At 39.1% G+C, this 7,418-nt stretch carries 6 protein-coding genes and 1 pseudogene; 6 read left to right on the top strand and 1 reads right to left on the bottom strand.

Annotation, left to right across the window (positions count from 1 at the left end; translation table 11 throughout):
- Positions 1–411: 411 nt before the first annotated feature.
- Positions 412–1,551, bottom strand: a complete 1,140-nt coding sequence (locus tag RUH60_RS11460; RefSeq protein WP_313808427.1) for an acyl-CoA dehydrogenase — start codon at positions 1,549–1,551, stop codon at positions 412–414.
- Positions 1,552–1,637: 86 nt separating this feature from the next.
- Here RUH60_RS11460 and RUH60_RS11455 point away from each other — a divergent pair, with 86 nt between their 5' ends.
- From RUH60_RS11455 to RUH60_RS11430, 6 genes and pseudogenes are all read left to right on the top strand, one after another.
- Positions 1,638–2,717 carry an anhydro-N-acetylmuramic acid kinase gene (locus RUH60_RS11455; protein ID WP_313808425.1) on the top strand — a complete coding sequence of 360 codons (1,080 nt, stop codon included), beginning with the start codon at positions 1,638–1,640 and terminating at the stop codon, positions 2,715–2,717.
- Between the two features lie 64 nt (positions 2,718–2,781).
- Positions 2,782–4,008 carry a Glu/Leu/Phe/Val dehydrogenase dimerization domain-containing protein gene (locus tag RUH60_RS11450; protein ID WP_313808423.1) on the top strand — a complete coding sequence of 409 codons (1,227 nt, stop codon included), beginning with the start codon at positions 2,782–2,784 and terminating at the stop codon, positions 4,006–4,008.
- A gap of 146 nt (positions 4,009–4,154) precedes the next feature.
- Positions 4,155–4,862: a MotA/TolQ/ExbB proton channel family protein gene (locus RUH60_RS11445; protein WP_313808421.1), complete on the top strand. Its 708-nt coding sequence runs from the start codon at positions 4,155–4,157 to the stop codon at positions 4,860–4,862.
- A gap of 1 nt (position 4,863) precedes the next feature.
- Positions 4,864–5,259 (top strand): biopolymer transporter ExbD, encoded by a 396-nt coding sequence (locus tag RUH60_RS11440; protein ID WP_313808419.1) that lies wholly within the window; start codon positions 4,864–4,866, stop codon positions 5,257–5,259.
- A gap of 3 nt (positions 5,260–5,262) precedes the next feature.
- Positions 5,263–6,063: an energy transducer TonB gene (locus RUH60_RS11435; protein WP_313808417.1), complete on the top strand. Its 801-nt coding sequence runs from the start codon at positions 5,263–5,265 to the stop codon at positions 6,061–6,063.
- A gap of 24 nt (positions 6,064–6,087) precedes the next feature.
- Positions 6,088–7,302: pseudogene (locus tag RUH60_RS11430) on the top strand (bifunctional folylpolyglutamate synthase/dihydrofolate synthase).
- Positions 7,303–7,418 lie beyond the last annotated feature (116 nt).

Here is a 7,418-nt window from a genome sequence, read left to right as displayed (position 1 = left end):
CGCCTGCGCAGATGGTACTGCAGTTTGTGGGAGAGTATGTCGTCGCCTTTCTTTTAAAAGCCCTTCACTTTTGTGAAGGGCTTTTTTGTTTTACCGAATGTCCACCGGACATTCTCCTCTTAATATACTTCGTCAGTTCGCTTGCGCTCGGGTCAAATTCATCATTAATTTGATGGGGATTTTTTGTTTTATATAAGTTTGATTAAAGCAGATTCTAAATTAATTGAAAATGTTTTGATTTAATGAGTTTGCGTGAGGGATGGAAGTGGCATCCTTTTTTGCTACGCAAAGGTTGTTGTGTGAAAAAATCGCCCCGCAAAAAAGATAGAACGGACAGCCCGACCCTTGGGACACGCCATAAAAAAAGCCGGTACAAGGACCGGACTTTCTATAAAATTTATGGAAGAAGGATTATTTTACCAATCCTCTTGAAATTACAATTCTCTGAATTTCAGACGTTCCTTCGTAAATCTGGGTGATTTTCGAGTCACGCATCATTCTTTCTACGTGGTATTCGGCAACATAACCGTTTCCACCGTGAATCTGAACAGCATCATTAGCCACTTCTAAAGCTACTTCTGAAGCATATAATTTAGCCATAGCGCCAGAATGTGCAATGTCTAATCCTTGATCTTTTTCAGATGCCGCTTTGTGAATTAACAATCTAGCCGCCGTAGTTTTCACGTGCATATCTGCTAATTTGAAAGCTATCGCTTGGTGATTGAAAATCGGTTTCCCGAAAGCTACACGCTCTTGCGCATATTTCAACGCCAATTCATAAGAACCTTGTGCGATTCCTAAGGCTTGAGAAGCAATTCCGATACGACCGCCATTTAAAGTTGACATCGCGAAAGCAAATCCGAAACCATCAGCACCGATTCTGTTTTCTTTTGGAACTTTTACATCGTTGAATAATAAAGTGTGGGTGTCAGAACCTCTGATTCCCATTTTCTTTTCTTTCGGACCTACTTCAAATCCTGGCATTCCTTTTTCAACAATAAGAACGTTGATTCCTTTGTGACCTTTAGAAGCGTCAGTTTGAGCGATTACTAAATACGTAGAAGCGGTTCCACCATTGGTAATCCAGTTTTTCGTTCCGTTTACTAAATAATGGTCGCCCATGTCGATAGCAGTAGTTCTTTGTGATGTAGCATCCGAACCTGCTTCCGGCTCTGATAAACAGAAGGCTCCGATTACCTCACCTTTTGCTAATGGCGTTAAATATTTTACTTTTTGCTCTTCCGAACCATATTTTTCTAAACCGGCACAAACTAAAGAGTTGTTTACAGACATAATAACCGCTGCAGAAGCATCCACTTTAGCAATTTCTTCCATCGCTAAAACATAGGAAATACTGTCTAAACCAGCTCCACCGTATTTCGGATCTACCATCATTCCCAAAAATCCAAGTTCTGCCATTTTCTTTACTTGTTCAGTTGGGAAAATCGAATGCTCGTCTCTTTCGATTACGCCTGGTAACAATTCAGTCTGAGCAAAATCTCTGGCTGCCTGCTGAATCATTAAATGTTCTTCGGATAAGTTAAAGTTCATTGTTATCTTGTTTTGTTTTGATTTTTAAAGTGTCCAAATATAGCTATAATTCTATTATTATCAATTAGATTGCCTAATTTTAACCCATGCAAAAGAGTACTTATAATGTTATTGGTGTGATGTCCGGAACTTCGTTGGACGGGGTTGATTTGTCGCACATTCATTTTACGATTGAAAACAATCAATGGTCGTTTCAAATCTTTGAAAGTGAAACCATTGCTTATGCAGATGATTGGGTAGAAAGACTGAAAATAGCGGTTGATTTTTCTACTGAAGAGCTTCGAAATCTGAATGAAGAATACACCGTAGTTTTAGCATCAATCATTCAAAATTTTATTCAGAAACATCAAATTCAAAACCTTGATGCCGTCTGTTCGCATGGTCATACGATTCTGCATCAGCCGCAAAATGGTTTTACTTTGCAGATTGGAAATCTCTCTAAAATAGCAGCATTCCTTAACGAAAAAGTGATTTGTGATTTCAGGGTTCAGGATGTAAAGTTAGGCGGACAAGGGGCTCCATTGGTTCCGATTGGTGACCGAATTTTATTTTCGGAGTATGACTATTGTCTGAATTTGGGCGGATTTTCCAACGTTTCTTTTGAAGAAAATGGAGCGCGAATCGCTTTTGACATTTCCCCGGTCAATACCGTTTTGAATTTTTATGCCAATAAATTAGGATTGAAGTACGACGATAAAGGTCAGTTAGCCGAAAGCGGAACAATTTCTAAAGAATTGTTGTTAGCATTAAATGCGCTGGATTTCTATCAAAAAGCTTATCCGAAATCATTAGGCTTTGAATTTGTGAAAACCATTGTCTTGCCAATGATGGAAAAACATTCGATTGTAACGGAAGATAAACTCAACACTTTTACGGAGCATGTCGCGTTTCAGATTGCAAAATCGTTACCTAAAAAAAACGGAAGCCTTTTGGTGACAGGTGGTGGTGCTTACAATGATTTTTTGATTCAGCGAATGAAAACGTATCTCCCTGAAATGAAAATAGTCATCCCAGAAGCTAAAACCATCGAATTCAAAGAAGCACTTATTTTTGCTTTATTAGGCGTGTTAAAGCTTAGAAATGAGGATAATGTCTTGGCAAGTGTTACAGGAGCAACTAAAAATCACAGTTCAGGTGTTATTTTTGATAAACCTAAAAATCTTTGAGTTTTTTGCAGATTCCAAGTATATTTGCACAACTTTTTAACAAACAATACAATTTTAAAATATAATGAAAGATTTACTGAAAAAATTTGAAGATAAAGAACCTGAAGTAGTGTTCCATTGGAAAGATCCGGAAACCGATGCAGAAGGATGGACGGTAATCAACTCGTTGCGTGGCGGGGCTGCCGGTGGTGGAACTCGTATGCGTAAAGGGTTGGATATGAACGAAGTGCTTTCTTTGGCTAAAACGATGGAAGTGAAATTTTCTGTGTCAGGACCTGCAATTGGTGGGGCTAAATCGGGAATCAATTTCGATCCGGCTGACCCAAGAAAACAAGGTGTTTTACAGCGTTGGTACAAAGCAGTTTCTCCTTTGTTGAAAAGCTACTACGGAACAGGTGGCGATTTAAACGTTGATGAAATCCACGAAGTAATCCCAATGACAGAAGAATGTGGTGTTTGGCATCCGCAAGAAGGTGTTTTCAACGGGCATTTCAAGCCTACTGAAGCTGATAAAATCAACCGTATCGGACAATTACGTCAAGGTGTGGTTAAAGTGATTGAAAACACAACTTTTTCACCAGATATCAACAGAAAATATACAGTAGCCGATATGATTACTGGTTACGGAGTAGCTCAGGCGGTTCGTCATTTCTACGATATTTATGGCGGAAATGTGAAAGGGAAAAAAGCTATAGTTCAAGGTTTCGGTAACGTAGGTTCGGCTGCGACTTTCTACTTGGCGGAAATGGGAGCAAAAGTAGTTGGAATCATCGATCGTGACGGTGGTGTAATCAACGAAAACGGTTTTTCTTTCGAAGAAATCAGAACCTTATTCTTGAATAAAAACGGAAATACGTTAGTTTCTGATAAAATGATTCCTTTTGCAGAAATCAACGAAAAAATCTGGTCAATCGGCGCTGAAATTTTTGCCCCTTGTGCGGCATCTCGTTTGGTAACGAAAGCTCAGGTGGATAGTATGGCTGCTGCTGGATTAGAAGTAATTTCTTGTGGGGCGAATGTTCCGTTTGCCGATAAAGAAATTTTCTTCGGACCGATTATGGAAGAAGTAGATTCTAAAGTAAGTTTAATTCCGGACTTTATTTCTAACTGTGGAATGGCACGTGTTTTTGCCTATTTCATGGAGAAAAAAGTAGCAATGACAGACGAAGCGATTTTTAACGATACGTCGGATGTTATCAAAAGAGCTATCCAAAAAACATATGACGCAAGTTCAGATAAGAAAAATATCAGTGCCAGAGCTTTTGAAATTGCTTTGAAACAATTGGTATAATTCTTGTTGTTTTATAATCATCCTAAGGGTGATAATTTGAAAATCCTTCGGTTATCTGAAGGATTTTTTGTTTTACAGCGCAATTAAAGATATATTTACGCTGCAATTTTTAAAAAATATTCACGTTACTTTATAAAAAGCATTTTATGAGTTTATTACTTCAGGCGGATAGTTTAAGCCAGGCAGCAGCACAAGTAGCAGAAGATGTGGCTACAAAAAAAGAATTAACCTTGATGGAAATCATTTTCAGTGGTGGTTTGGTAGGACAAGTCATCATGGGAGCCATTTTTCTAATGCTTTTCTTTGCCATTTATCTTTATTTAGAGCGTTTGATGGCTATTAAAGCGGCGTCAAAAATGGATCAAAACTTCATGACACAAATCCGTATGCACTTGCAACAAGGGAAGATTGATAATGCGAAAATGTTGTGTGCTTCGACCAATTCTCCGGTAGCGCGATTAATTGAAAAAGGAATTTCCCGTATTGGGAAACCGTTAAACGATATCAATATTGCTATTGAAAATGCCGGAAAACTTGAGGTTTATAAATTAGAGAAAAACGTAAGTATGTTGGCGACAATTTCCGGAGCTGGTCCAATGACAGGTTTCTTAGGAACAGTTGTCGGGATGGTAATGGCCTTCCACGAAATGGCGCAAAGCGGTTCCAATAAAATCGAGATGAGTGTTTTGGCAGAAGGAATTTATACCGCGATGATGACCACAGTTGTTGGATTAATTGTTGGAATTATCGCTTACGTAGGTTATAACCACTTGGTGAGTATCACAGACAAAGTAGTGCACATGATGGAGGTAAACGCAGTAGATTTCCTTGACTTGTTAAACGAACCGGCTTAGTATGAATTTACGAGGAAGAAATAAAATTAATGCAGAATTCAATATGTCGTCGATGACGGATATCGTGTTCTTGTTACTTATCTTTTTTATGATTGCGGTAACCACGATGACGACAACCAATGCGCTGGATTTGGTGTTGCCGAATTCCGATGGTCAAGCCGATGAAGTAGAAACTGTAGCAGTTAGCGTGGATGATAAATTGCAATATTACATCGACAAGCAGCAGTTTCCGGAAGAAGAACTGGAAAACGCTTTGAAAACGCAATTGAACGGACAAAAAGAACCGAATATTGTCTTACACGTAGCCAAAGGCGTTCCGATTGAAAATGCCGTGAAAGTGATGGATATTGCCTATCGAAATAAATATAAAATTGTATTGGCCGTAGCGCCTAAATAAACTATGGAAGTTTTAGAAACCAAACATCAGAAACGTTCGTTTACCATTACCACGATATTGTTCGTGCTGATGTTTCTGTGGTTTTTTCTGTACATCTTAAAAGACGATCCGAATGTGCCTGAGGTTTTTGAAGGTGGTGAAATCGCCATCAATTTCGGTACTTCCGATGTTGGTCAGGGCGAAGTGCAGCCAATGGAACCTGTGAAATCGTCTCCACAACCAGCGCAATCCAAAGCGGTTGAAGCAGCTTCTCAGAATATTACGGCGCAAACTTCCGTTAAAGCACCGGTTATTAAAACATCGGAAACGAAATCCAATACCAATGCTACCGTAAAACCGGTGGTAAAACCTAAACCAACACCGAGTAAGTCAACCAATGATGCATTATCCAGTTTAATCAACGGACCAAAATCCGATGGCGCTGAAGCTGGTCACGGCGATGATGGTGTGCCTGGCGACAAAGGTGATCCGAACGGTGATCGTTACGCGAATAGTTTTTATGGTTCAGGAGGCGGAACAGGCTCAGGTAACGGAACCAGTTGGGGTTTAAAAGGACGAAAATTGGCCGGAGGTGCTAAAGAAGTTCAGGATTGTAATGAAGAAGGTAGAGTAGTAGTACAGGTTTCTGTAAATAAAAACGGCGATGTGATTTCGGCGCAATATGTCAAAGGAACCACCAATACCAATCCGTGTTTGATTAAACCGGCTTTGGCAACCGCTAAAAAATTCAAATGGCAGCCCGATTCGAATGCACCCGACAAACAAATTGGGTTTATAGTTATCAACTTTAAATTAGGAGAATAGTTTTTAACTATTCTTTTTTCTTTTATGACCTATCAGGAAACAGTACAGTGGATGTTTGCTCAATTACCGATGTATCAGCATCAGGGCGCTTCCGCTTATAAAAAAGATTTGACCAATACACTTTTGTTGGCTGAACATCTTGGGAATCCCGAACGTGCTTTAAAGTGTGTGCATGTGGCGGGTACCAACGGTAAAGGTTCGACTTCTTCTATGATTGCTTCAGTTTTGCAGGAAGCCGGCTATAAAGTTGGGTTGTACACTTCGCCGCATTTGAAAGATTTCAGAGAACGCATCAAAATCAATGGTGAAATGATTGCTGAAGATTTTGTGGTGGATTTCATTGCTGGGAAAAAGTCTTTTTTTGAGACACATCAGTTGAGTTTTTTCGAAATGACAGTCGGTTTGGCTTTCGATTATTTTACCAAAGAAAAAGTCGATATTGCTGTAATAGAAGTAGGGATGGGCGGCCGATAGGATTCTACCAATATCATTACACCTTTGGTTGCTGTCATTACGAACATCGGTTTTGATCATACGCAGTTTCTTGGAAATACATTAGAAGCTATTGCCGGAGAAAAAGCAGGAATCATTAAGCCGAATGTTCCAGTGGTAATCGGTGAATATGTTGAACAAACGAAGGCTGTTTTTTTAAATATAGCCGATAGAAAAAAAGCGCCGATTTATTTTGCTTCCGATTTGATTCAGGAAGATTATCCTTCTGGTTTGTTAGGCGATTACCAGATTGCGAATAAAAAAACGGTGGTGCAAACGATTCAATTACTCAAAGAGTATTTTGTAATTTCCCAACGCAATTTAGAAGACGGATTGCTAAATGTTGTTGCAAATACGGGTTTGTTAGGGCGTTGGCAGCAAATTAATTCGAATCCGAAAGTAATCTGTGATACGGCGCATAATAGCCATGGCTTGAAAATTGTTTTGAATCAGATACAGAAAGAGAATTTTAGGCAACTCTATTTTGTTTTAGGTGTAGTTAATGACAAAGATTTAGATGATATTTTGCCGTTGTTTCCTAAAAAGGCTGATTATTTTTTCTGTAGACCCAATGTGCCACGCGGCTTAGATGAAAAAAAATTGCAGCAAAAGGCTCTTGAGTTTGGATTGAATGGAACGGTATGTAATTCTGTTTCAGAAGCTTATCAAGAGGCTTTGAAGGTTTCTGATGAGAATGATTTTATTTATATTGGTGGAAGTACTTTTGTGGTGGCAGAAATTGTGTAAAATAATTTTGCAGAAGTAAAAAATACCGCTATATTTGCACTCGCAATACGGGAAAACCGAATGCAAGATAAAAGGGCGATTAGCTCAGCTGGTTCAGAGCACCTCGTTTACACCGA

Origin of the sequence: Flavobacterium sp. (genome assembly GCF_032153895.1) — a bacterium.
Classification (GTDB): domain Bacteria; phylum Bacteroidota; class Bacteroidia; order Flavobacteriales; family Flavobacteriaceae; genus Flavobacterium.
Note: the sequence above shows the minus strand (reverse complement) of the source record. Positions and strands in the feature narration are given on the sequence as shown.

Excerpts from the sequence above, each read along its gene's own strand:
- RUH60_RS11440 (WP_313808419.1), top strand. The coding sequence starts at position 4,864 with ATGAATTTACGAGGAAGAAATAAAATTAATGCAGAATTCAATATGTCG.
- RUH60_RS11455 (WP_313808425.1), top strand. The coding sequence starts at position 1,638 with ATGCAAAAGAGTACTTATAATGTTATTGGTGTGATGTCCGGAACTTCG.
- RUH60_RS11445 (WP_313808421.1), top strand. The coding sequence starts at position 4,155 with ATGAGTTTATTACTTCAGGCGGATAGTTTAAGCCAGGCAGCAGCACAA.
- RUH60_RS11450 (WP_313808423.1), top strand. The coding sequence starts at position 2,782 with ATGAAAGATTTACTGAAAAAATTTGAAGATAAAGAACCTGAAGTAGTG.
- RUH60_RS11435 (WP_313808417.1), top strand. The coding sequence starts at position 5,263 with ATGGAAGTTTTAGAAACCAAACATCAGAAACGTTCGTTTACCATTACC.
- RUH60_RS11460 (WP_313808427.1), bottom strand. The coding sequence starts at position 1,551 with ATGAACTTTAACTTATCCGAAGAACATTTAATGATTCAGCAGGCAGCC.